Source organism: Pseudomonas sp. FP215 (assembly GCF_030687795.1).
Taxonomy (GTDB): Bacteria; Pseudomonadota; Gammaproteobacteria; order Pseudomonadales; family Pseudomonadaceae; genus Aquipseudomonas; species Aquipseudomonas salmasensis.
In genome coordinates this window covers 1,572,524-1,594,132 of the sequence record NZ_CP117447.1, presented here as the reverse complement: position 1 = coordinate 1,594,132, position 21,609 = coordinate 1,572,524, and the positions used below count along the sequence as shown (strand labels likewise).

22 protein-coding genes are annotated in these 21,609 nt (G+C 61.7%); 6 read left to right on the top strand and 16 right to left on the bottom strand.

The window, feature by feature from the left end; genetic code table 11:
- Positions 1-58 precede the first annotated feature (58 nt).
- From PSH76_RS07235 to PSH76_RS07225, 3 genes are all read left to right on the top strand, one after another.
- Entirely contained in the window at positions 59-1,942 is a 1,884-nt protein-coding gene (locus PSH76_RS07235; RefSeq protein ID WP_305493804.1) for an acetyl/propionyl/methylcrotonyl-CoA carboxylase subunit alpha, read from the top strand.
- 75 nt (positions 1,943-2,017) lie between these two features.
- Positions 2,018-2,560 carry an exonuclease domain-containing protein gene (locus PSH76_RS07230; RefSeq protein WP_044272462.1) on the top strand — a complete coding sequence of 181 codons (543 nt, stop codon included), beginning with the start codon at positions 2,018-2,020 and terminating at the stop codon, positions 2,558-2,560.
- Positions 2,561-2,750: 190 nt separating this feature from the next.
- A complete protein-coding gene (locus PSH76_RS07225; protein ID WP_003192883.1) occupies positions 2,751-3,035 on the top strand; it encodes a pyrimidine/purine nucleoside phosphorylase in 285 nt (94 codons plus the stop codon).
- 49 nt (positions 3,036-3,084) lie between these two features.
- Here PSH76_RS07225 and PSH76_RS07220 read toward each other — a convergent pair whose 3' ends face one another.
- Complete coding sequence (locus PSH76_RS07220; protein WP_305493803.1) at positions 3,085-3,891, bottom strand: MOSC domain-containing protein; 807 nt, start codon at positions 3,889-3,891, stop codon at positions 3,085-3,087.
- A 38-nt stretch (positions 3,892-3,929) separates the two neighbouring features.
- Positions 3,930-4,865: a chemotaxis protein CheV gene (locus tag PSH76_RS07215; RefSeq protein ID WP_003192887.1), complete on the bottom strand. Its 936-nt coding sequence runs from the start codon at positions 4,863-4,865 to the stop codon at positions 3,930-3,932.
- Positions 4,866-5,412: 547 nt separating this feature from the next.
- Here PSH76_RS07215 and PSH76_RS07210 point away from each other — a divergent pair.
- The 3 genes from PSH76_RS07210 to PSH76_RS07200 all read left to right on the top strand — a co-directional run bounded on the left by PSH76_RS07210 (position 5,413) and on the right by PSH76_RS07200 (position 7,763).
- Positions 5,413-5,856, top strand: a complete 444-nt coding sequence (locus PSH76_RS07210) for a hypothetical protein (protein ID WP_169918226.1) — start codon at positions 5,413-5,415, stop codon at positions 5,854-5,856.
- Between the two features lie 357 nt (positions 5,857-6,213).
- Positions 6,214-7,107, top strand: a complete 894-nt coding sequence (locus PSH76_RS07205) for a sensor histidine kinase (protein WP_098950741.1) — start codon at positions 6,214-6,216, stop codon at positions 7,105-7,107.
- Entirely contained in the window at positions 7,104-7,763 is a 660-nt protein-coding gene (locus PSH76_RS07200; protein WP_032895970.1) for a response regulator transcription factor, read from the top strand. Before PSH76_RS07205 ends, PSH76_RS07200 begins: the two co-directional genes overlap by 4 nt.
- Here the strand turns inward: PSH76_RS07200 and yegS are convergent.
- From yegS to flhF, 14 genes are all read right to left on the bottom strand, one after another.
- Positions 7,722-8,642 (bottom strand): lipid kinase YegS, encoded by a 921-nt coding sequence (gene yegS / locus PSH76_RS07195; protein ID WP_032895969.1) that lies wholly within the window; start codon positions 8,640-8,642, stop codon positions 7,722-7,724. The two genes, PSH76_RS07200 and yegS, sit on opposite strands and share 42 nt — an antisense overlap.
- A gap of 860 nt (positions 8,643-9,502) precedes the next feature.
- Complete coding sequence (locus PSH76_RS07190; RefSeq protein WP_098950739.1) at positions 9,503-9,895, bottom strand: DUF2802 domain-containing protein; 393 nt, start codon at positions 9,893-9,895, stop codon at positions 9,503-9,505.
- On the bottom strand, positions 9,896-10,378 hold the full coding sequence (locus PSH76_RS07185) for a chemotaxis protein CheW (RefSeq protein WP_003192896.1): 483 nt from the start codon (positions 10,376-10,378) through the stop codon (positions 9,896-9,898).
- Between the two features lie 79 nt (positions 10,379-10,457).
- Positions 10,458-11,249 (bottom strand): CheW domain-containing protein, encoded by a 792-nt coding sequence (locus PSH76_RS07180; protein ID WP_098950738.1) that lies wholly within the window; start codon positions 11,247-11,249, stop codon positions 10,458-10,460.
- Complete coding sequence (locus PSH76_RS07175) at positions 11,249-12,037, bottom strand: ParA family protein (RefSeq protein ID WP_014719332.1); 789 nt, start codon at positions 12,035-12,037, stop codon at positions 11,249-11,251. The genes PSH76_RS07180 and PSH76_RS07175 overlap by 1 nt, the downstream gene beginning before the upstream one ends.
- Before the next feature lie 51 nt (positions 12,038-12,088).
- Entirely contained in the window at positions 12,089-12,976 is an 888-nt protein-coding gene (motD, locus tag PSH76_RS07170) for a flagellar motor protein MotD (protein WP_032895965.1), read from the bottom strand.
- Positions 12,977-13,127: 151 nt separating this feature from the next.
- Positions 13,128-13,868, bottom strand: a complete 741-nt coding sequence (locus PSH76_RS07165; RefSeq protein WP_003192902.1) for a flagellar motor protein — start codon at positions 13,866-13,868, stop codon at positions 13,128-13,130.
- The gene (locus tag PSH76_RS07160; protein WP_186606839.1) at positions 13,868-14,995 is read right to left on the bottom strand and encodes a chemotaxis response regulator protein-glutamate methylesterase; all 1,128 of its coding nucleotides are present in this window, start codon (positions 14,993-14,995) and stop codon (positions 13,868-13,870) included. Before PSH76_RS07160 ends, PSH76_RS07165 begins: the two co-directional genes overlap by 1 nt.
- A gap of 48 nt (positions 14,996-15,043) precedes the next feature.
- Complete coding sequence (locus PSH76_RS07155) at positions 15,044-17,254, bottom strand: chemotaxis protein CheA (RefSeq protein WP_305493802.1); 2,211 nt, start codon at positions 17,252-17,254, stop codon at positions 15,044-15,046.
- An 11-nt stretch (positions 17,255-17,265) separates the two neighbouring features.
- Positions 17,266-18,054 (bottom strand): protein phosphatase CheZ, encoded by a 789-nt coding sequence (locus tag PSH76_RS07150; RefSeq protein WP_003192906.1) that lies wholly within the window; start codon positions 18,052-18,054, stop codon positions 17,266-17,268.
- 18 nt (positions 18,055-18,072) lie between these two features.
- Complete coding sequence (locus PSH76_RS07145) at positions 18,073-18,447, bottom strand: chemotaxis response regulator CheY (RefSeq protein ID WP_003192908.1); 375 nt, start codon at positions 18,445-18,447, stop codon at positions 18,073-18,075.
- A gap of 167 nt (positions 18,448-18,614) precedes the next feature.
- On the bottom strand, positions 18,615-19,355 hold the full coding sequence (gene fliA / locus PSH76_RS07140) for an RNA polymerase sigma factor FliA (protein WP_003192909.1): 741 nt from the start codon (positions 19,353-19,355) through the stop codon (positions 18,615-18,617).
- Positions 19,352-20,185: a flagellar synthesis regulator FleN gene (fleN, locus tag PSH76_RS07135; RefSeq protein WP_003192912.1), complete on the bottom strand. Its 834-nt coding sequence runs from the start codon at positions 20,183-20,185 to the stop codon at positions 19,352-19,354. Before fleN ends, fliA begins: the two co-directional genes overlap by 4 nt.
- Positions 20,186-20,290: 105 nt before the next feature.
- A complete protein-coding gene (gene flhF, locus PSH76_RS07130) occupies positions 20,291-21,607 on the bottom strand; it encodes a flagellar biosynthesis protein FlhF (protein WP_019818351.1) in 1,317 nt (438 codons plus the stop codon).
- Positions 21,608-21,609 lie beyond the last annotated feature (2 nt).

The following is a 21,609-nucleotide window of genomic DNA, read 5'->3' as shown; positions in this document are numbered from 1 at the left end:
AGCTGGCTTGCCTGCGAAGAGGCCCCAACACACGCCGCATTCATCAAGGGATAACCCAATGCCCGCATTCACCAAGATCCTGATCGCCAACCGCGGCGAAATCGCCTGCCGCATCCAGCGCACCGCCCAGGCCCTGGGCTACCGCACCGTGGCCGTCTACAGCGACGCGGATAGCGATGCCCTGCACGTGCAGATGGCCGACGAAGCCGTACACATCGGCCCGGCGCCCGTCCACCAGTCCTACCTGAACACACCGGCCATCCTCGCCGCCGCCGAATTGACCGGCGCCGACGCCATTCACCCCGGTTACGGCTTCCTCTCGGAAAACCCCGACTTCGCCCGCGCCTGCCAGCAGGCCACTCTCACCTTCATCGGCCCCAGCGTCGAGGCGATCGAACTGATGGGCAGCAAACGCCTGTCCAAACTCGCCATGCTCGACGCCGGCGTGCCCTGCATCGCCGGCTACCAGGGCAGTGCCCAGGACGATGCCACCTTGCAACAGGAAGCCGAGCGCATCGGCTTCCCACTGATGATCAAGGCCAGCGCCGGTGGCGGCGGGCGTGGCATGCGCCTGGTGCACCAGCGCGAACAGTTGCTGGAGCAACTGCGCACCGCACGCTCGGAAGCCATGAATGCGTTCGGCAGCGACGAGCTGATCCTCGAACAGGCGCTGATCGACCCGCGCCACGTGGAAGTGCAACTGTTCGGCGACCGCCATGGCAACCTCATCTACCTCGGCGAGCGCGACTGCTCGATCCAGCGTCGCCATCAGAAAGTCATCGAAGAAGCGCCCTGCCCCGTGATGACGCCCGAACTGCGCCAGGCCATGGGCGAAGCCGCGCTCAAGGCCGGGCGGGCGGTGAACTATGTGGGTGCCGGCACCGTGGAGTTTCTGCTCGACCGTAACGGCCAGTTCTATTTCCTGGAAATGAACACGCGCCTGCAAGTGGAGCACCCCGTCACCGAGATGATCACCGGCCTCGACCTGGTGGACTGGCAGTTGCAGATCGCCGCCGGTCAAGCGCTGCCACTCACCCAATCACAGGTGACCCTGACCGGCCACGCCATGGAAGTGCGCCTGTACGCCGAAGACCCGGCCCAGGGCTTCCTGCCGCAAACCGGTGACGTGTTGCGTTGGGAACCCGCCCCCGGCGTGCGCATCGACCATGGGTTGCGTGAAGGCCAAACCATCAGCCCGTTCTACGACCCGATGCTGGGCAAGATCATCGCCCACGGCGCCAGCCGCGAAGAAGCCCGGCGAAAATTGCTGCGCGCCGTGGAAGACACGGTGTTACTCGGCGTGGCGTCCAATCAGCACTTGCTCGTCGACCTGCTCAAGCACCCAGACTTTATCGCCGGCGACTTCAGCACGGGCTTGATCGCCGAACATTTCAGCGTCATCCCACAGCACACGGCGAGCGCTGAACAGCTCTCGCTGGCCGCCGCGCTGTTTTATCAACACAGCGCCAACCAGCACTCACACCCCCTCGCACGCTGGCGCAACACGGCGAGTGCCCCGGTGACATACCGCCTGGAGGTCAACGGCCAAGTCCACAGCGTCAGCGTTGACGACCTGCCACTCACCACCGACGGTCGCCACGCCACCTTTGTCATCAAGGGGGTTCGCCGCCGCATCGCCTATCACCTGAACGGCAACCGGCTGTGGCTGCCAGGGCTGACCGTCACCGACCGCACCCAGCAAGTCGCCAGCCGCCCGGCCGATGCCAGCAGTGGCACGGTCCAGGCGCCCATGGACGGCGCCATCGTCGATATACGGGTGTGCGTCGGTGAAAGCGTCAGCAAAGGCCAGCTTTTGCTGGTGCTCGAAGCGATGAAAATGGAGCACCCGTTGAAGGCCGGTATCGATGGCACGGTCAAGGAACTGCGCGTCGTGACGGGCGATCAGGTGCGCAACCGCCAGGTTTTGCTGGAGATCGAATAACGCCCCTAGGCGGAACTACAGGGCCGGGCTACGCTCTATCCCCATCAGGAAGGGACGAGTACGGGAACCTGCACCATGCCTCATTGGCTGATTATTGACCTTGAAGCCACAACGGATGACGGCGGCTGGCCCGTGACGGAGATGGAAGTCATCGAGATCGGCGCCAGCCTGGTCAACCGCCAAGGCCGCGAACTGGATCACTTCCAGCGCTTTGTGCGGCCCTTGCGGCGGCCATTGCTGACGCCCTTTTGCCGCAAACTCACCCATATCACCCAGGCCAATATCGACATGGCCGCGCCGATCACCGAGGTGTGGCCGCTATTCGAACGCTGGCTGGGCCAACATCAGCCACGCCTGGAAGGCTGGGCCAGCTGGGGAGATTATGACCGCGTGCAGCTTGAGCTGGAGTGGCAGCGCCATGGCCTCGCCAGCGCCCTGGGCGACACCCCGCATGTGAACCTCAAGCAACGCTTTGCCAAGGCTCGGCGCCTGGAAAAACCGCTGGGGCTCAATGGGGCGCTGCAATTGGCCGGGATGCAGTTCAATGGCCAGCAGCATCGCGCCCTGGAGGATGCACGCAATACCGCGCGCCTGCTGCCGCTGATATTGCCGGTCTAGGCAGCGCTTGCAGCCTTGGGCATACTGGCCAACCATTTTCCTGCTGCCCTGTAGGAGCGAGCTTGCTCGCGAAAATCGCCAACGATAACGCAGCGCCTCAGCTTTAACGCGGTGTTCTCAGGTTTTTCGCGAGCAATCTCGCTCCTACAGTGGTTGGCGTAAGCCTTGACCTTTTTCCGAGGATTCACCCATGTTCAAAGTCAACGAGTACTTCGACGGCACCGTCAAGTCGATCGCTTTCGGCACCGCAGAAGGGCCGGCGACCATCGGCGTGATGGCTCCGGGTGAATACGAATTCGGCACCGCCCAACGCGAAATCATGCACGTGGTGTCCGGCGCCCTGACCGTGAAGCTACCTGAGAGCAGCGACTGGGAAACCTTCGCCGCCGGCAGCCAGTTCCACGTCCCGGCCAACAGCAAGTTCCAGTTGAAGGTCGCGGTGGACACCGCCTACCTGTGTGAATACCGCGGCTAAGCAGTACCCGCCCCACAAAAAAGCCCGTCTCCCACGAGACGGGCTTTTTTTATTCCAGCACCGTTACCGGCATGCCGACTTCCAGGCGCCCGACGCCATCGTTGACCAGGTTCTGGCCGAACATCGCGCCCTTTTCGGTCTTGCGGTAGGTTTCCAGCGTGGCGAAGGGCTCGCGGTCGGGGCTGCGTTCGCCGGTCTGGGGGTCGATGGTGGTGAGGATGCACCGCGAGCACGGCTTGACCACCCGAAACTCCACCTCGCCGATGCGCACGCGCTTCCAGCCATCTTCGGCGAAGGCCTCGGCGCCTTCGATGACGAGGTTGGGACGAAAACGCAGCATCTGCATCGGGCGGCCGATCTTTTCACACAAGTCGTCGAGGGAGCCCTGGCCGATCAACAGCAAGGGGTAGCCGTCAGCGAAGCCGACCTTGTCGTCATCCTTGCCATACCCGGCTTCAGTGGTGCGCGCTCGTTCCAGGGGCAGTTGCACCAGGCGCGTCGGCTTGCCGAGGAACTCGCTGACCCAGGCCGCAGCCTCATCGCCAGCATCCGGCACGCGCAAGGTGTCACGCCAGATGGTCACACCGCGCAGTTCGCTGGCGCTGTCCGGCAATGCCACATCCAGCGGCGCGTAGCCCGGCGAACTCAGGGTCAAGCCCCCGCTGCTGTTCCACAACGCGATGAGCTGGCTCATCTTCGCCACCGCCCGTTGCGTCAAGAACCGCCCGCTGGCTTCATCCACCAGCATCCAGCGTCGATCCCCGTCCAACCCGAGTTTATCCAGGCCAATCTGCTGCAAGGCTTCGGCCTTGCCGGACTTCAAGGGGTAACGGTACAACGCGCTGAGACGCAGCATGGGCCTGCCTTCCTAGGAAACAAAGTGTCATCCTAAAGTCAGGCGGGCATTTCGTCCAACATCAGACGCTGACGCACCACATCCACCAGCTTGTCCGGCTGGAATTTGGAGAGGAAATTGTCGCAGCCGACCTTCTTGACCATCGAGTCGTTGAAGCTGCCCGACAACGAGGTGTGCATCACCACGTAGAGGCCGCGCAGGCGCGGGTCATTGCGGATCTCGGTGGTGAGACGGTAGCCATCCATTTCGGGCATTTCGGCGTCGGTGAAGATCATCAGCAGTTTGTCGGTCATCACCTGGCCGCTGTCGGCCCAGGCCTTGAGCATGTTCAGTGCCTTGAGGCCGTCGCTGGCAATGTGCATCTTCACGCCCAACTGGCCCAGGGTGTCACGCAACTGCGACAAGGCCACGTTGGAATCATCCACCAGCAGCACTTCACGGCCACGGGCACGCTCCAGCACCGGGTCTTCAAGTTTGTCCCGGGAGACCTTGGCGTTGTAGGGCACGATCTCGGCGAGGACTTTTTCCACGTCGATGATTTCCACCAGTTGCTCATCGACCTTGCTGATGGCCGTGAGGTAGTGCTGGCGACCGGCGCTGGTCGGCGGCGGCAGGATGGCTTCCCAGTTCATGTTGACGATGCGGTCCACGCCGCCCACCAGGAACGCCTGCACCGAGCGGTTGTACTCGGTGACGATAATGGTGCTGTTGGGGCCCGGCACCAAAGGCCGCATGCCGATGGCCTGGGACAGGTCGATCACCGGCAGGGTCTGGCCACGCAGGTTGACCACGCCGCACACAAAGGGATGGCGCTGGGGCATCAGGGTCAGTTTGGGCAGTTGCAGCACTTCCTGCACCTTGAACACGTTGATCGCGAACAACTGCCGTCCGAAGAGGCGGAACATGAGAATTTCCAGGCGATTCTCACCCACCAATTGCGTGCGTTGATCTACCGTGTCGAGAATGCCGGCCATTGAAAGCTCCTGGTGTACACGCAGGTGTGCGCTGAAGGGGTGTGCGGTTCGTATAGGCGGTTATCGGCGGCAAACGCCAAACCTTGACCCTGTTAAAATGCCACGCAAACACATTGATGTCACACTGACATCATGCTTTACTGCATTCACCCCTCAGAACGCTTGCAACGACCCCGCACGACACTCGAATCGGCGCGCGGTTCCGCCTTGTAAGGGATTCCCCTATGCGCAATCGGGCCCAACCTGATATTCGCGATATCTAATAGCCATTAATGTGACGCCATTCTCATTGCATGAATGGAGTCAGGCTTTTGTTTGCCAACCCAAGCCCTTGGTCTACGGGCCTTTCAGGCACTCACGTATCGGCAACTGAAGTTGCGTCATCTCGCATAACAGCGGCTAAAGGCGGCATTCGTGAGCGATTCAATAAACGTCCTACTGGATTATCGGAAGCAGCCTACACGCCCCAGTCGTATTTCAGCGCTAGTTTTAAGCCATTCACCCGGTGCGACATCTCATCACCCGACCTTAAGTTGTGGAGACTTGCATGATGAATAGCGCGAACGAATGGCAAACCGCACTTCCCGAGTTTTTGCTGGAAGCCGAAATGCTGCTGGCCAAGTCCGAGGAATGCCTGAACCACCTGCATTTGATCCGCAATGACAGCGACGCCATCGACTGCATGAAAACCAGCCTGGCCAAACTGGCTGAAAAGGCCGACGGCCTGGCCCTGCAGGCGATCAGCGAATTCTCCCGGCATATTCAATACCTGATTGCCAATGCCGTGAGCCCGGTGCAACTGCATGACCAAGCCCTGGATGCGTTGCACGACTGCCTGACGTTGCTGGCCTGGCAACTGGAACTGATTGACATCCGTACCGGGGAACTGGGCCTGGATGAGAGTGAGCAAACTTCGCTGATTGCCACGGTGACTTCGCAGATTCCGCAAAAAGACTACGGCCATCAGCCGCGTTTACAGCAGAGGTCTTAAAGCAAAAAGGTCGTATTTAATATCAGAGTTATCTAAAAACGACCCTTTACGTCAACTATGAAAGCGCTTTCAGAGCTTGAAGAAATATCAATTAGCCAGCACCTTAAAAATTGTACAAAACAGGCTAACTAATACAACTCAATAGCGCTGGCCGGGCTGCCAGGGCATTTCCGTGGTTAATATATCGACCAAGGAATATGCCAGGCGACCAACGGTAACAGGGGTGGTACCATGCCCCGCTCGAAATGAAGCAACTTCATTATGGATAACCACGATCCGGCACCGCACGCTCGACAGAGCCCAGTCAACCGCCGTGACCGGTCTTCGCGCAGTGAACCCTCATTGGCTCCATCCGCTATGTACGCCAGCCTCAAGTCACTCATCGCAAGGTTCGTGTCCCACTGCCATGCGCGCAGCCTCATCCTTGCCCTGTGCCTGTGTTCATTGCTGGTCAGCCTATGGGTTTACCTGCAAGGCGCGCCGTTGCCGTTACTGATTGTGCTGCTCAACCTGGTCACGTTGGCGGTGGTAGCCCTGCACCAGTGGCGCTCGCGCAACGCCATCAAGTTCCAGCCCCAGGAACTGGCCGACCGCCTGCTGCAAGTCCAGGAAAACGAACGCCACCGCCTCAGCCGCGAATTGCACGATGACATCGGCCAATTGCTGACCGCCGCCAAGCTGCAAAGCGAATGGCTGCAGCGTCGCCTGCCCCACGACCTGCAAAGCCATTGCTCGGTGCTGTGCAACACCCTCAATGAAACCCTGGCCAAGGTGCGCGACGTGTCCGCCATCCTCAACCCGCGCCAACTGGCAAGCCTGGGGCTGGAAGCGAGCCTGCGCGCGCACCTGCTCAAGACCCTGGAAAATACCCAGGTGTGCTGGAGCCTGGAGTGCCAGCAACGGCTCACCGGCATTCCCGAAGAAATGGCCGTGGCGGCCTTTCGCATCACCCAGGAAGCGGTCACCAACATGCTGCGACATGCCAACGCGCACAACCTGCTGGTGCGCCTGCAACGCTTGCCTGAAGGGCTGTCGCTGATGATCTGCGATGACGGCCAAGGCTTCGAACCTGCCGCCGACCCCGCCAAGGTAGGCCAACGGGGCATGGCCGGCATGTGCGAACGGGCGCACCAATTGGGCGGCACCTTGTCCGTCAGCAGCCAGCCGGGCAACGGCACACGCATCCACGCACTTTTCCCCTGGGCACCCCGCGCCCTCGAACGGGCCAGTGCCCATAAGGTTCTGCAGTGACCTGCAATTTGCTCCTGGTCGATGACCATGCCTTGATCCGCGCCGGCGTGCGCGCACTGATCCTGGATATCCCCGGGTACGCCGTGGTGGGCGAGGCCAGCGATGGCGCACAACTGCTTGAGGCATTCAGCGCCCTGCAGCCCGACATTGTGCTACTGGACCTGTCGATGAAACACACCGGCGGCCTGGATGCCTTGCAGCAACTCAAGCGCGCCTACCCCAAGTGCAAGGTGCTGATCCTGTCGATGCACACCGACCCCGAGATGATCATGCGCGCCCTGGAGTCTGGCGCCCACGGCTACCTGCTCAAGGACACCACCGCCAACGAGCTGGAACACGCCCTGCAGGCGCTGCGTCACAATGAACGCTACCTGAGCCCCGCCATTGCCCACACGGTGATCAATCAGGCGCTGGTTCGCAGCCAGGGCCCGAGCACGCCTGTTGCCCACAGCCACAACCTGACGGCGCGGCAACTGGAGATCCTGCGCTTGATCGTGCGCGGCAAATCCACCCGGGAAATTGCCCACGGCCTGGGCCTGAGCATCAAGACCGTCGAAGCCCACCGCTCGCAGATCATGAAGCGCTTGCAGATTTTTGACGTGGCGGGCCTGGTGTTATTTGCCGTGCGTGAGCAGATCATCAGCCTGGACGACTAACGGCGACCCCAGCGGCAAGTGCACGCGCAGGGCCTTGGGCAGCGCCTCGAAATGCAGGTCGTCGCCTTCCAGCGGCTCACCGTCGAGGTTGATGTACAAGCCTTGCGCCACCTTGATCTTCACCCACGGCAGGCGTGCGCGCACAAACATGGTGTCCAGGCCCCAGCCGTTGTTCATCAACTCACGCAGCGTGCCCACCACTTCCTGCGGCGCCGGCAGGATGCTGACATCCAGCAGCCCGTCATCAGCCAATGCACCGGGGCACAACACATGCCCGCCACCGGCCTGGCGACCGTTGCCGATGCCCAGCGCGAGCAACTCGCCTTTCCAGTGGAAATCCGGGCCTTCCAATTCACCGTAGGCGGCTTTCAATTCACTGAAGCGGGTTAAACCGGTAAACAGGTAGGCGGCACCGCCCAGAACCTTCTTCAAATCTTCAGAGGTGTTAGCCGTGACCTGGCTACCAAACCCACCGGTGGCCATATTCAGGAAAATTTGCCCACCCACCTGGCCAAGGTCGATGGCCCTGGGCTGCACGTCCAGCAAGGCCAGGGCACCCGCCGGCTCCAACGGCACGCCGGCCGCCTTGGCGAAATCATTGGCGGTGCCCAGGGGCATCAGCACCAGGCTGGCGTCGGTGTTGGCATGGGCCATGGCTTCAGCCACATCGCGCAGGGTGCCGTCGCCACCGCCTGCAATGATGTGGGTGTAGCCCGCGGCCAAGGCTTCATTGACCAGGCGCTGAGCATCACCGCCCTCCCACGTCACCCGCACGGCCAACTCCCCACCCTGCTCCCGCCGCGCCAGCACGGCAGCACGCACATCCTCGTTGAGGGCTTGTTTGCCATGGAGGATCAACAGGGCTTTGGGGGCGGTCATTTGAGGGAATCTCCTGGGTCAAAGGTGCATGAAGGATGTTGACCCTTGGGGCACCGGAAAAGTCTGTGGGCTGAAGAAAATTGATTGAAGGACACAAATCAACCTGTGGGAGCTGGCTTGCCTGCGATGGCGGCGGTTCAATCGACAAACATCTCAACCCTGCCACCCAACGGTAACCACGATGCGAAGCGAGCCGCTCTTGATCTGCTTTTGCTCTGCTTTTGATCTTAGGCGCCCCGTTAAACCACGCTGGCCGGAATTCGACAGGGATTTGGGGGGTAAACCGGCAGGGATGCCGGTTTAGCCGCCCCGCGCCATGGATGGCGCGTGGCGGCGGCCCCCCAAATCACTGGCGGATTACGGGCACACCGAGCCCAAGCGAGGTGCCGAGTGGTGGGGCAAGAGCCCTTTGGTTACTTTGGGGCTCTTTTCCAAAGTGACCCGCCGTCAGGCGGAACCCTAAGTGGCCGTTACCGCAGCAATGGATATGTACTCGCTATAACAATGTCGCCTGTCAGGCCGCCTTCGCGAGCAAGCCCGCTCCCACAATTGGAGGGTGGGGTGTCAGGTAGAGAAGGGGCGGCTGGTAGGCCGTCATCGCAGGCAAGCCAGCTCCCACAGTTGGAGGGTGGGGTGTCAGGTAGAGAAGGGGCGGCTGGCGGGCCGTCATCGCAGGCAAGCCAGCTCCCACAGCTGGAGGGTGGGGTGTCAGGTAGAGAAGGGGCGGCTGGCGGGCCGTCATCGCAGGCAAGCCAGCTCCCACAGCTGGAGGGTGGGGTGTCAGGTAGAGAAGGGGCGGCTGGCGGGCCGTCATCGCAGGCAAGCCAGCTCCCACATGAACCAAGCAAGCCCAGCCCCAATCAGCTCTTGTGCAACTTGCTCATCAACTGTGCCTCAGCCTGAGTCAACCCACACGACTGAGTCAACTCATCCACCGTCGCCCCCATGCCCACCAGCTTGGCCGCCTGGGCAAACGACAGATTCGACGGATCACGCTGCTCCAACTGCACCAACCTGTCCGGCAACGGCGCAAGAATCGCACGCAATTCATGCACCTCATCCCCCACCCGCACCGCACTTTGCTGGAAATGATCAACGCGCTTGACCAGCTCCAGAATGCGCCGGTCACGCACCGCATCGCGCTCGGCCTGTTGCAAGGCCAACTCCCGCTGCTGGCGCAGATAGCGCAGCACAAACGCCAAGGTCCCGGCCCACAACAGGGCCAGGACAATCACCGCTGCCTCAAGGAACAATCAGATGCTCTCCAGTTCCGACCACTCTTCTTCGCTCATCATCTTGTCCAGCTCAACCAGAATCAGCAGTTCGCCGTTCTTGTTGCACACGCCCTGGATGAACTTGGCCGACTCTTCGTTACCCACGTTCGGTGCGGTTTCCACTTCCGATTGGCGCAGGTAAACCACCTCGGCCACGCTGTCGACCAGGATGCCGACCACTTGCTTGTCGGCTTCGATGATCACGATACGGGTGTTGTCGCTGACTTCAACCGTGTCCAGGCCGAACCGCTGACGGGTGTCGATCACCGTCACCACGTTGCCGCGCAGGTTGATGATGCCCAGCACGTAGCTTGGCGCACCTGGCACCGGGGCGATCTCGGTGTAGCGCAGCACTTCCTGCACGCGCATCACGTTAATGCCGTAGGTTTCGTTGTCCAGCTTGAAGGTCACCCATTGCAGGATCGGATCATCCAAACCTTGTGCGGACGCTGACTTGTTCATTCATCTGACCCCTTCAAATGCCGCTATCGACGGCGTGTGTGCAAGTGGACCGCGCAACCGCACGGCCCTTATTGTTCAATCAACTGCGTTTGTTCTGTGGCATTGCCTTCACCGCACCGCTGGCGATCAACTCGGCCAGTTCGGCGACATCCAGCAACGCGCACATGTGTTCGATCACAGTGCCCGCCAACCACGGCCGCTGGCCACGGTGGCTGCGCCATTTGATTTCATTGGGGTCCAGGCGCAACGAGCGGCTGACTTGATGCACCGCCAGCCCCCACTCGTAGCCCTGCACCGAGATCACGTATTGCAGGCCCTGGCGAAAATCATCGCGGTAGCGGTCGGGCATCACCCAGCGCGCCGTGTCCAGCACCTTGAGGTTGCCGGCCTGGCTGGGCAGGATGCCGAGGAACCACTCCGGCTGCCCGAACAGCGGCGTCAGCTCCTGGCCTTCCAGGGAATAGATCGATCCCAGGCACACCAACGGCACCGCCAGGGTTAACCCGGCAACGTCGAACAGCAGGCACTCGAACGGCTCGGCAGCCCACGAAGGGCGACCGTCGCCCGTCACCGGTGGCGGCGTGATGCTGGGCGGCAGGTGCACGTCCACCAGCGGTTCGACCACCGGCGGCGCCGCCACTGCCGGGGCGCTCGGCACCACGACGGGCGCCTCCACCACCTGCGCGTCACGCGCCTGCTCCTCCATCACCGCCTGCTGGAATTCATCCAACGGGCGGTCGGGCTCGACAGCAGGCTCGAGTACCAGAATCGGTTCGGGCATTTCTTCGGCCGTCGCATCCTGCAGCAAGGCATCCAGGTAGGATTCCAGTGCCAGTTGCGGGCGGGTCTTGAATTGGACAGGACGGTTCATCACGCCACCTGCGCCACAAGCTGTTGCGACAGCAGGTGCTTGAGCAACGCACGGTAGGCCAGCACGCCACGGCTCTTGCCGTCGAACTGCGACGGTGTGAGCCCGGCACGGCTGGCGTCACGCAGGCGCGTGTCCACCGGGATGTAACCGTTCCAGATGGTGTCCGGGTAGGCATCGCGCAACACGCGCAAGGTGCCGAGGGACGCCTGGGTGCGACGGTCGAACAAGGTCGGCACGATGCTGAACGGCAGCGCCTGCTTGCGCGAGCGGTTGATCATCGCCAGGGTGCTGACCATGCGCTCCAGGCCCTTGACCGCCAGGTGCTCGGTCTGCACCGGGATCACCAATTGCTGGCTGGCCGCCAACGCGTTGACCATCAGCACGCCGAGCAACGGCGGGCTGTCGATGATCGCGTAGTCGAAGTCCTGCCACAGTTGCGCCAGGGTCTTGGCGATCACCAGGCCCAGGCCGCTCTGGCCCGGCGACTGACGTTCCAGGGTGGCCAGGGCGGTGCTCGACGGCAACAGCGAAATACTCTCGTTGCTGGTGGGCAACAGCAGTTGCCCAGGCAGATCCGCCGGCACGCTGCCCTTGTGCAAAAACAGGTCATAGCAGCTGTGTTCCAGCGCATCCGGGTCGTAGCCGAAATAGCTGGTCATGGAACCGTGGGGGTCCAGGTCCACCACGACCACACGCTTGCCCGCTTCGGCCAGCAAGCCGGCCAAGGCGATGGAAGTGGTGGTCTTGCCGACTCCACCCTTTTGATTGGCAACTGCCCAGACTCTCATTCGGTTGGTTCCTCCCGGCGGGCACAGGCGCGTCCGAGACATTGCATACGGTTATTGAGCCGGCGACGGAGAATTGACGTTACTCGGTCGGACCGGCGGCTTGACAACGGGCGGTGCAGTTTGTGTGCCAGCACGCTTCAACGCCGCATCCGGGGTGGCATTGGCGGTGCCGGTACCGGTCAGGCTGCGACGCACATCCAGGTTGCGCGAGACCACCAGCACCACCCGGCGGTTACGGGCGCGGCCTTCGACCGTGGCGTTATTGGCCACCGGCTGGAACTCACCATAGCCCACCGACGCCAGGCGCTGGGGGTTCACACCCTGCATCGCCAACATGCGCACGATGCTCGACGCGCGGGCCGAGGACAGTTCCCAGTTGGTCGGGTACTGCGCGGTGCTGATGGGGAAATTGTCGGTGAAGCCTTCCACGTGGATCGGGTTTTCAAACGGTTTGAGGATCGCCGCGACCTTGTCGATGATGGTGAATGCCTGGTCACTGGGCAACGCATCGGCACTGGCGAACAGCAGGCTGGAGTTCAGTTCGATCTCCACCCACAGCTCATTGCCACGCACGGTCATCTGGTTGGAACTGATCAGGTCGCCAAAGGCGGCACTGATATCGTCGGCGATGCTTTTGAGCGGGTCGCTGGTGCCTTGGATGCCGGCGGCGGTTTCATCACTGTCATTGACCAGAGGCTTGGCCGGGGTCACGGTCTTGGGCCGCTCTTCGCCGATAGGAATGGGCTTGAGCGACCGCTCGGCATCGTTGAATACACCCACCAGCGCCTGGGAAATGATCTTGTACTTACCTTCGTTGATCGACGAGATCGAGTACATCACCACGAAAAACGCGAACAGCAAGGTGATGAAATCCGCGTAGGACACCAGCCAGCGCTCATGATTGACGTGTTCTTCAGGCTCGCGACGGCGACGGCTCACAGGCACTCCCCTCCACACACCCACCCCACTGTAGGAGCGAGCTTGCTCGCGAAGATCGTTAACGAAAACGCGGACATCCTGAATGCACGCGGCGCTCTCGGGTTCTTCGCGAGCAAGCTCGCTCCTACGGGGGGACGGATGTTCATGTGCATCAATCCATGAAGCCCTGAAGCTTCAATTCGATGGAGCGCGGGTTTTCGCCTTCGGCGATCGACAGGATGCCTTCGAGCAGCATTTCGCGATAACGCGACTGGCGCATGGCAATCGACTTGAGCTTGCTGGCCACCGGCAGCAACACCAGGTTGGCACTGGCCACGCCGTAGATGGTGGCGACAAACGCCACGGCAATGCCGCTGCCCAGTTGCGAGGGGTCGGCCAGGTTGCCCATCACGTGGATCAGGCCCATCACCGCGCCAATGATGCCGATGGTCGGCGCGTAGCCGCCCATGCTTTCAAAGACTTTGGCCGCGTTGATGTCACGGCTTTCCTGGGTGTAGAAATCCACTTCGAGGATGCTGCGGATCGCTTCCGGTTCGGCGCCATCGACCAGCAGTTGCAGGCCCTTGCGCGCATAGCTGTCGGGCTCGGCATCGGCCACGCCTTCCAGGCCCAGCAGGCCTTCCTTGCGAGCGGTGAGGCTCCAATTGACCACGCGGTCGATGCCGCCTGCCAGGTCAACCCGTGGCGGAAAAATGATCCACACCAGAATCTGCATGGCACGCTTGAACGAGCTCAGGGGCGACTGCAACAACGCCGCGCCCACGGTGCCACCGATCACGATCAGCGCTGCCGGGCCGTTGGCCAAGGCGCCGAGGTGGCCGCCTTCCAGGTAGTTGCCACCAATGATGGCGACAAACGCCATGGTGATGCCGATCAGGCTCAACACATCCATCAGAGGCAGGCCTCCACCAGATGCTTGCCGATGTCGTCCAGGCTGTAGACCGCATCGGCCAGGTCAGCCTTGACGATGGCCATGGGCATGCCATAGATCACGCAACTGGCTTCATCCTGGGCCCAGATGGCGCTGCCGCCCTGCTTGAGCAGGCGCGCGCCTTCACGGCCATCGGCGCCCATGCCGGTGAGCACCACCGCCAGAACTTTGTCGCCATAGGACTTGGCTGCAGAACCGAAGGTGATGTCCACACACGGCTTGTAGTTCAGGCGTTCATCGCCCGGCAGGATTTTGATCGCGCCACGCCCGTCCACCATCATTTGCTTGCCGCCCGGCGCCAGCAGGGCCAGGCCAGGACGCAGGATGTCGCCATCCTCGGCTTCCTTGACGGTGATGCGGCACAGCTTGTCCAGGCGCTCGGCGAAGGCTTTGGTGAACGCCGCCGGCATGTGCTGCACCAGCACAATCGGCGCCGGGAAGTTGGCCGGCAGTTGGGTCAACACCCGCTGCAAGGCCACCGGGCCGCCGGTGGAGGTGCCGATGGCGACCAGCTTGTAAGCCTTGCGCTTGGGCGCCGGCGAATGGGCACTCGGCGCGGCAGCACGTACCGGCGCTACCGCAGGCCGGGCCACAGGCGCAGGCGCCGGGCGCGCAAACGACGACGTCGGCGCCGCTGCTGCGGGCGCAGGCGTGGGGGCTGGCGCGGGTGTGCTGAACAGGCTGCGACGGTTACTGCGGGAAATGCTGTGCACCTTCTCGCACAGCATCTGCTTGACCTTGTCGGGGTTGCGCGAGATGTCTTCAAAATTCTTCGGCAAAAAATCCACCGCGCCGGCATCCAAGGCGTCGAGGGTCACCCGCGCGCCTTCGTGAGTCAGCGAGGAAAACATCAATACCGGTGTGGGGCAGCGTTGCATGATGTGGCGCACGGCCGTGATGCCATCCATCATCGGCATCTCGTAGTCCATGGTGATCACGTCTGGCTTCAAGGCAATGGCTTGATCGATCGCCTCTTTGCCGTTAGTGGCCGTACCGACCACCTGGATCGTTGGATCAGCGGAAAGAATTTCCGAGACGCGGCGGCGGAAGAAACCCGAATCGTCCACCACCAGGACCTTGACTGCCATAAACACTCCGTTAGGCGGGGCGGGCATGACCGCCCTGCCCCACCAGAATCAAATACGCCGTGCGGCGTAACGCTTGAGCATGCTTGGAACATCGAGAATCAGTGCGATGCGACCGTCACCGGTAATGGTTGCGCCCGACATACCCGGGGTGCCCTGCAGCATCTTGCCCAAAGGTTTGATCACCACTTCTTCCTGGCCCACCAATTGGTCGACCACAAAGCCGATGCGCTGGGTGCCCACGGACAGAATCACCACATGGCCCTCGCGCTGTTCTTCATGGGCAGCCGAGGCCACCAGCCAACGCTTGAGGTAGAACAGCGGCAACGCTTTGTCGCGCACGATCACCACTTCCTGGCCGTCCACCACGTTGGTGCGCGACAGGTCGAGGTGGAAGATCTCGTTGACGTTGACCAGCGGGAAGGCGAACGCCTGGTTGCCCAGCATCACCATCAGGGTAGGCATGATCGCCAGGGTCAAAGGCACCTTGATGACGATCTTGGAGCCTTGGCCCTTGGTCGAGTAGATATTGATCGAGCCGTTGAGCTGGCTGATCTTGGTCTTCACCACGTCCATGCCCACGCCACGCCCGGACACGTCGGAGATCTCGGTCTTGGTCGAAAAGCCCGGGGCGAAGATCAGGTTGTAGCACTCGGTGTCGGTCAGGCGGTCGGCGGCGTCCTTGTCCATCACGCCGCGCTTGACCGCGATATTGCGCAAGATGGTCGGGTCCATGCCCTTGCCGTCATCGGTGATCGACAGCAGGATGTGGTCGCCCTCTTGCTCCGCCGCCAAAATCACTTTGCCGTTGCGGGACTTGCCGGCGGCTTCGCGTTCTTCCGGGGTTTCTACGCCGTGGTCGACCGCGTTGCGCACCAAGTGGACCAGCGGGTCGGCCAGGGCCTCGACAAGGTTTTTGTCGAGGTCGGTTTCTTCGCCCACCAGTTCCAGGTTGATTTCTTTCTTGAGCTGGCGCGCCAGGTCACGAACCAGGCGCGGGAAACGGCCGAAGACTTTCTTGATCGGCTGCATCCGCGTTTTCATCACTGCGGTTTGCAGGTCGGCGGTGACCACGTCGAGGTTCGACACGGCCTTCTGCATGGCTTCGTCGCCGCTGTTCAGGCCCAGGCGCACCAGGCGGTTACGCACCAGCACCAGTTCGCCCACCATGTTCATGATGTCGTCCAGGCGCGCGGTATCCACGCGCACGGTGGTCTCGGCTTCGCTGGCGGGCTTTTCCGCTGCTGCCGGCGCCGCTGCACGCGCAGGGGCCGGGGCGGCGGCAGGTGCTGGCTTGGCAGCCGGCGCAGGTTTGGCAGCAACCGGTGCCGCAGTGGCAGCGGCTGGCGCTGCAACCTGGGCGACAGCGGCCGGGGCCACTTCGCTGAACTTGCCTTTGCCGTGCAACTCGTCGAGCAGGGCTTCGAATTCGTGATCGGAGATCAGCCCGTCGCCGGCCGGTGCGGCACTGGCCGCTGGCGCAGCGGCGGCAGCAGTCGCTGCAACCTCGGGCAGGGCTTCGGCCACAAAGGTGCCTTTGCCATGCAGTTGGTCGAGCAGTGCCTCGAACTCGTCGTCGGTAATATCGGTGCTGGCGTTGGCAGCGGGTGCTTCTGGCGCTGCGGCAGGCGGTGCCACGGCATCCGCCGCGAACTGGCCTTTGCCGTGCAACTGGTCGAGCAACGACTCGAACTCAGCGTCGGTAATGTCTTCACTGCTCGGCGTCGCGGCAGGCTGCACCGGCGATTCCGCTTGGGCCTTGACCGCGCTGAGAGAGTTGAGCAGTTGTTCGAACTCGCTGTCGGTCACGTCCGGCTCGGCTTGCGCCACCGGCTCCGGCGCGGCCTCGACCACCGGCGCAGCCGCGGTGTCGGCAGGTTCTGCCAGGCGCGCCAGGGCGGCCAGCAGTTCCGGCGTGGCGGCAGTGATCGGCGCACGTTCACGCACCTGGCTGAACATGCCGTTGACCGCATCCAGTGCTTCGAGAATTACGTCCATCAGTTCCGAGTCGACGTGACGCTCACCCTTGCGAAGGATGTCGAAAACGTTCTCGGCGATGTGACAGCACTCCACCAGCTCATGGAGCTGGAGGAAGCCGGCGCCCCCTTTTACAGTGTGAAAACCGCGAAAAATTGCATTGAGCAGGTTCGCATCATCCGGTCGGCTTTCCAGCTCGACCAGTTGTTCGGACAGTTGCTCTAGAATTTCGCCGGCCTCTACAAGGAAATCCTGAAGGATTTCTTCATCGGCGCCGAAGCTCATGTGGGTGCTCCTTAGAAGCCTAAACTGGATAACAGGTCATCTACGTCATCCTGACCTGACACAACGTCTTCACGTTTATCGGCATGAATCTGCGGACCTTCACCCTTGGCGAGATGTTTTTGTGGATCTTTTTCCGAGAGGATCGCTTCGCGGTCATGTTCGATGCCGGCAAAACGATCGACCTGGCCGGCCATCAGCACCAATTTGAGCAAGTTGCTTTCCACTTCGGTGACCAACTGGGTCACGCGCTTGATCACCTGGCCGGTAAGGTCCTGGTAATCCTGGGCCAGCAGGATGTCGTTGAGGTTGCTGGCCACCGTGCGGTTTTCCTGTTCGCTGCGCGACAAGAACCCGTCGACGCGACGCGCCAATTCACGAAACTCTTCAGCACCGACTTCGCGGCGCATGAAGCGGCCCCAGTCCTGGCTCAAGGCCTGGGCTTCGGTGGCCATGCCATTGACCAGAGGCGTGGCGTTTTCCACCAGGTCCATGGTGCGGTTGGCCGCAGCCTCAGTCAGCCTGACCACATAGGACAGGCGCTCGGTGGCATCGGTGATCTGGGAAATTTCTTCGGCCTGGGGCATGCGCGGGTCAATCTGGAAATTGACGATTGCGCTGTGCAGCTCGCGTGTGAGCTTGCCCACTTCCTGGTACAGGCCGCGGTCACGGGTCTGGTTAAGCTCATGGATCAACTGCACCGCATCGGCGAACTGGCCTTTTTCCAGGCTGTCGACCAACTGGTGAGCATGTTTTTTCAGGGTCGACTCAAAGTCGCCCTGTGACGTTTCGTTATGCTCCATAGCTCCCCCGCGATGGCATTAGCCGTGGATGCGTTCGAAGATTTTCTCGATCTTCTCTTTCAAGGCCAGTGCCGTGAATGGCTTGACCACGTAACCGTTGACCCCGGCTTGGGCGGCTTCGATGATCTGTTCACGCTTGGCTTCGGCGGTCACCATCAGCACAGGCAGGCTGCGCAGTTTTTCATCGGCGCGCACGTGGCGCAGCAGGTCGATACCAGTCATGCCCGGCATGTTCCAGTCGGTCACCAGAAAGTCGATGCTCCCGCTGTTGAGAATCGGAATGGCCGTCAGGCCGTCATCCGCCTCGACCGTGTTGGTGAACCCAAGGTCACGCAACAGGTTTTTAATGATCCGCCGCATCGTTGAGAAGTCATCAACGATGAGGATTTTCATGTTCTTGTCCAATTCGACCTCCAAGCAGTCTTAAACGCGCCCAGCACCTGGACGCGCCATTTCAATCAACAGGCGTTACACAAAAAGGACTGCCCAGGGCACCACGGTACTCACCCGCAAAACCCTGCGGTTTCACGGTAGCGTCTGCAGTGTCCCCACACTGCCTGTCAGCGCGCGCGCCACTCGGCCAATCGCCCCCGCAAGCGGGCTGCGCACTGGCTATGCAACTGGCTGACACGCGATTCGCTGACCCCCAGGACCTCACCGATTTCCTTGAGGTTCAGCTCTTCGTCGTAGTACAGCGCCAGCACCAGCCGCTCACGCTCCGGCAAGTTGGCGATTGCATCGGCCAACGCGCCCTGGAAACGTTCGTCTTCCAGGTCGCGCGACGGCTCCGTATGCGCGCTCGCGCCGTCCTCGTGCAGCCCTTCGTGTTCGCCGTCCTGTAAAAGGTCGTCGAAACTGAACAGGCGGCTGCCCAAGGTATCGTTCAAAATCCCGTAGTAATCGTCGAGACTCAATTGGAGTTCGGCCGCAACTTCATGATCTTTAGCGTCACGACCGGTTTTTGCTTCAATTGCACGAATTGCATCACTGACCATGCGCGTATTGCGGTGTACCGAACGCGGCGCCCAATCGCCTTTACGCACTTCATCGAGCATCGCGCCACGGATGCGGATACCCGCATACGTTTCGAAACTGGCGCCCTTGCTGGCGTCGTATTTGGTCGAGACTTCGAGCAGGCCGATCATGCCGGCCTGGATCAAGTCTTCAACCTGCACACTCGCGGGCAGGCGCGCCAACAGGTGATAGGCAATGCGCTTGACCAGTGGCGCATAGCGCTCGATCAATTCGCCCTGGCTGTCACGTGCCGACTTTTTGTAAAGGTTGTAGCCGCTGGATGTCATAGCACCGGTCCTGCGCTCGTCTGATGCACCAAACGCTCGACGAAAAACTCCAGATGCCCCCGCGGGTTGGCGGGCAACGGCCAGGTATCGACCTTCTGGGCAATGGCCTTGAACGCCAGTGCGCATTTCGAACGAGGGAACGCTTCATAGACCGCACGCTGCTTTTGCACGGCCTTGCGCACACACTCGTCATAGGGAACTGCGCCGACGTATTGTAAAGCCACATCGAGGAAGCGATCCGTGACCTTGGTCAACTTGGCGAACAGGTTGCGCCCTTCCTGCGGGCTCTGGGCCATGTTGGCCAGCACGCGAAAGCGGTTCATGCCGTAATCACGGTTAAGCAGTTTGATCAGTGCGTAGGCATCGGTGATCGAGGTGGGTTCGTCGCACACCACCAGCAGCACTTCTTGCGCGGCGCGCACAAAGCTGACCACGGATTCGCCGATGCCGGCGGCGGTGTCGATCACCAGCACGTCGAGGTTGTCGCCGATGTCGCTGAACGCCTGGATCAACCCGGCATGCTGCGCGGGGCTCAGGTGCACCATGCTCTGGGTGCCCGAGGCCGCCGGCACAATGCGAATGCCACCGGGGCCCTGGAGCAGCACATCGCGCAGCTCACAGCGGCCCTCGATCACATCGGCCAGGGTATGTTTGGGTGTCAGCCCCAGCAGAACGTCCACGTTCGCCAAGCCCAGGTCAGCATCCAGCAGCATGACGCGACGGCCAAGCTCTGCCAGCGCCAGGGACAAATTCACTGACACGTTAGTTTTCCCGACGCCACCTTTGCCGCCGGTCACCGCGATCACCTGTACGGGATGCATGCTGCCCATTTTATTTCTTTACCTTGTCTTGCTTAGACGCAGGCTACATGGCTTGGCCGCGTGAATCGCTTGCAGACCATCGATGTAGGTACATTTCACGGTGTTCATCCTGCCTCAACCCACCCGTTTAGCCGGGTGGTGGTAAAGGTCGGCGAACATATCAGCCATCGCTTCCTCGCTAGGCTCGTCTTGCATTTGCACACTCACGGCACGGCTGACCAACTGATGACGGCGCGGCAGATGCAGATCATCCGGGATCCGCGGCCCGTCGGTGAGGTAGGCAACCGGTAATTCATGGCTGATGGCCAGGCTCAATACCTCGCCCAGGCTCGCGGTTTCGTCGAGCTTGGTGAGAATGCAGCCGGCCAGGCCGCAACGCTTGTAGCTGTGATAGGCAGCGGTAAGAACCTGTTTCTGGCTGGTGGTTGCAAGCACCAGGTAATTTTTCGACTTGATGCCACGCCCGGCCAGGCTTTCGAGCTGCATGCGCAGCGCCGGGTCGCTGGCCTGTAGGCCTGCGGTGTCGATCAGCACCACGCGCTTGCGCAGCAACGGCTCGAGGGCATTGGCCAGGGACTGGCCCGGGTCGACATGGGTCACCGGCACATTGAGGATGCGGCCCAGGGTCTTGAGCTGCTCCTGGGCGCCGATGCGGTAACTGTCCATGCTCACCAGCGCGATATTCTGCGCGCCGTACTTGAGCACATAACGGGCGGCCAGCTTGGCCAGGGTGGTGGTCTTGCCCATGCCGGCGGGGCCGACCATGGCGATCACACCGCCCTCTTCCAGAGGTTCGATTTCCGGCGTGGCGATCATGCGCGCCAAGTGCGCCAGCAACATGCGCCAGGCCTGGCGGGGCTCTTCGACCTCAGCGGTCAAGGCCAGCAGGTCGCGGGACAACGGGCCCGACAGGCCGATGCGTTGCAGACGACGCCACAGGTTGGCTTGCTGCGGCTTGCTGCCTTGCAGTTGGGTCCAGGCCAGCGAGCCGAGCTGCACTTCGAGCAATTCACGCAGGCCGTTGAGTTCAAAACGCATCGAGTCGATCACGCGCTGGTCAACTGCGGCAGCCGGGGCAGGCGCTGCAGGACGCGGCGGTTCGACGAACGTGGGCTCAACCAGCGGCTCGGCGGCGGTCAACGGCAGGCCGGCGAACAATTGGCGATTGGTGCTGGCATCGCTGTCGCCACGCATGCTCAGCTCAGCCTGGGCCGACACAATACGCGAGGCGGTCTTGCGCAGCTCGTCTTCGAGTTCCATGTTCGGCACGCGCGGGGCCAGCGCCTGGGGTGTGTAATCCAGGGCAGCCGTCAGCTCGACACCGCCGGCAATCCGACGGTTACCGATAATCGCGGCATCGGCGCCCAGCTCATCACGGACCAATTTCATGGCCTGACGCATATCGGCGGCGAAAAAACGCTTAACTTGCATAA

What these genes read in the sequence shown, in the direction of transcription:
- PSH76_RS07235 (WP_305493804.1), top strand. Translation starts at nt 59, where the DNA reads ATGCCCGCATTCACCAAGATCCTGATCGCCAACCGCGGCGAAATCGCC.
- PSH76_RS07230 (WP_044272462.1), top strand. Translation starts at nt 2,018, where the DNA reads ATGCCTCATTGGCTGATTATTGACCTTGAAGCCACAACGGATGACGGC.
- PSH76_RS07225 (WP_003192883.1), top strand. Translation starts at nt 2,751, where the DNA reads ATGTTCAAAGTCAACGAGTACTTCGACGGCACCGTCAAGTCGATCGCT.
- PSH76_RS07220 (WP_305493803.1), bottom strand. Translation starts at nt 3,891, where the DNA reads ATGCTGCGTCTCAGCGCGTTGTACCGTTACCCCTTGAAGTCCGGCAAG.
- PSH76_RS07215 (WP_003192887.1), bottom strand. Translation starts at nt 4,865, where the DNA reads ATGGCCGGCATTCTCGACACGGTAGATCAACGCACGCAATTGGTGGGT.
- PSH76_RS07210 (WP_169918226.1), top strand. Translation starts at nt 5,413, where the DNA reads ATGATGAATAGCGCGAACGAATGGCAAACCGCACTTCCCGAGTTTTTG.
- PSH76_RS07205 (WP_098950741.1), top strand. Translation starts at nt 6,214, where the DNA reads ATGTACGCCAGCCTCAAGTCACTCATCGCAAGGTTCGTGTCCCACTGC.
- yegS (WP_032895969.1), bottom strand. Translation starts at nt 8,642, where the DNA reads ATGACCGCCCCCAAAGCCCTGTTGATCCTCCATGGCAAACAAGCCCTC.
- PSH76_RS07185 (WP_003192896.1), bottom strand. Translation starts at nt 10,378, where the DNA reads ATGAACAAGTCAGCGTCCGCACAAGGTTTGGATGATCCGATCCTGCAA.
- PSH76_RS07180 (WP_098950738.1), bottom strand. Translation starts at nt 11,249, where the DNA reads ATGAACCGTCCTGTCCAATTCAAGACCCGCCCGCAACTGGCACTGGAA.
- PSH76_RS07175 (WP_014719332.1), bottom strand. Translation starts at nt 12,037, where the DNA reads ATGAGAGTCTGGGCAGTTGCCAATCAAAAGGGTGGAGTCGGCAAGACC.
- PSH76_RS07165 (WP_003192902.1), bottom strand. Translation starts at nt 13,868, where the DNA reads ATGGATGTGTTGAGCCTGATCGGCATCACCATGGCGTTTGTCGCCATC.
- PSH76_RS07160 (WP_186606839.1), bottom strand. Translation starts at nt 14,995, where the DNA reads ATGGCAGTCAAGGTCCTGGTGGTGGACGATTCGGGTTTCTTCCGCCGC.
- PSH76_RS07155 (WP_305493802.1), bottom strand. Translation starts at nt 17,254, where the DNA reads ATGAGCTTCGGCGCCGATGAAGAAATCCTTCAGGATTTCCTTGTAGAG.
- PSH76_RS07150 (WP_003192906.1), bottom strand. Translation starts at nt 18,054, where the DNA reads ATGGAGCATAACGAAACGTCACAGGGCGACTTTGAGTCGACCCTGAAA.
- PSH76_RS07145 (WP_003192908.1), bottom strand. Translation starts at nt 18,447, where the DNA reads ATGAAAATCCTCATCGTTGATGACTTCTCAACGATGCGGCGGATCATT.
- fliA (WP_003192909.1), bottom strand. Translation starts at nt 19,355, where the DNA reads ATGACATCCAGCGGCTACAACCTTTACAAAAAGTCGGCACGTGACAGC.
- fleN (WP_003192912.1), bottom strand. Translation starts at nt 20,185, where the DNA reads ATGGGCAGCATGCATCCCGTACAGGTGATCGCGGTGACCGGCGGCAAA.
- flhF (WP_019818351.1), bottom strand. Translation starts at nt 21,607, where the DNA reads ATGCAAGTTAAGCGTTTTTTCGCCGCCGATATGCGTCAGGCCATGAAA.